1 protein-coding gene and 1 pseudogene are annotated in these 639 nt (G+C 60.5%); both read left to right on the plus strand.

The genetic code is table 11. From position 1 onward, the window contains the following. Nucleotides 1–270: prephenate dehydrogenase dimerization domain-containing protein (locus AC1D0Z_RS23665; RefSeq protein ID WP_477660553.1), on the plus strand; the 270-nt coding region annotated here is incomplete at its 5' end. Nucleotides 271–282: 12 nt separating this feature from the next. After that, nucleotides 283–639: pseudogene (locus AC1D0Z_RS23670) on the plus strand (bifunctional 3-phosphoshikimate 1-carboxyvinyltransferase/cytidylate kinase); the annotation flags it as partial.

Below are 639 nucleotides of genomic sequence, written 5' to 3' on the forward strand. Positions count from 1 at the left end.
GGGCAGGAGCATGGGAAGGATTACATGTCGCTCGCCGGACCTGGTTTCCGCGACTTCACCCGTATCGCTGCCAGTGACCCAAAAATGTGGCGGGATATCCTGATTGCCAACCGCGAAGAATTGCTGGCGCAGTCCAAGATTTTTCAGCAGACGCTGCAATCCCTCGAGCAACTTATTTCCGGCAGCAACGGCGACGGTCTTGAGACACTCATCGAGCAGGCCAGCGAGACGCGCGCCAACTGGCGCATCTCTTCAAAATCGCACAAGTAAAACCGGCAGTTCATGTTCGACATCGAGTTCCTGGACATCCCCCCCTTGAGCGGAGCGGGAGGCACCGTCCGCCTGCCCGGGTCCAAAAGCATTTCCAATCGAGTCCTGTTGCTGGCCGCGCTGAGCCACGGCGAAACCACAGTTCACGACCTGCTGACGTCTGACGACACCGCCGTAATGCTTGCGGCGCTCAGGCAACTTGGCTGCGAGGTAAGGCAGGACGGTAGCACGGCGGTTATTGCCGGGCTCRGCGGCCGCAAGGTTCACACCCCGGTCAAGCTGTTTCTAGGCAATGCCGGCACGGCGATGCGGCCCTTGACTGCAGCGCTGGCTTTGCTGGGCGGGGAGTTTGAGCTGTCCGGTGTAGCG

The organism is Polaromonas sp. P1_E3, from assembly GCF_056405935.1.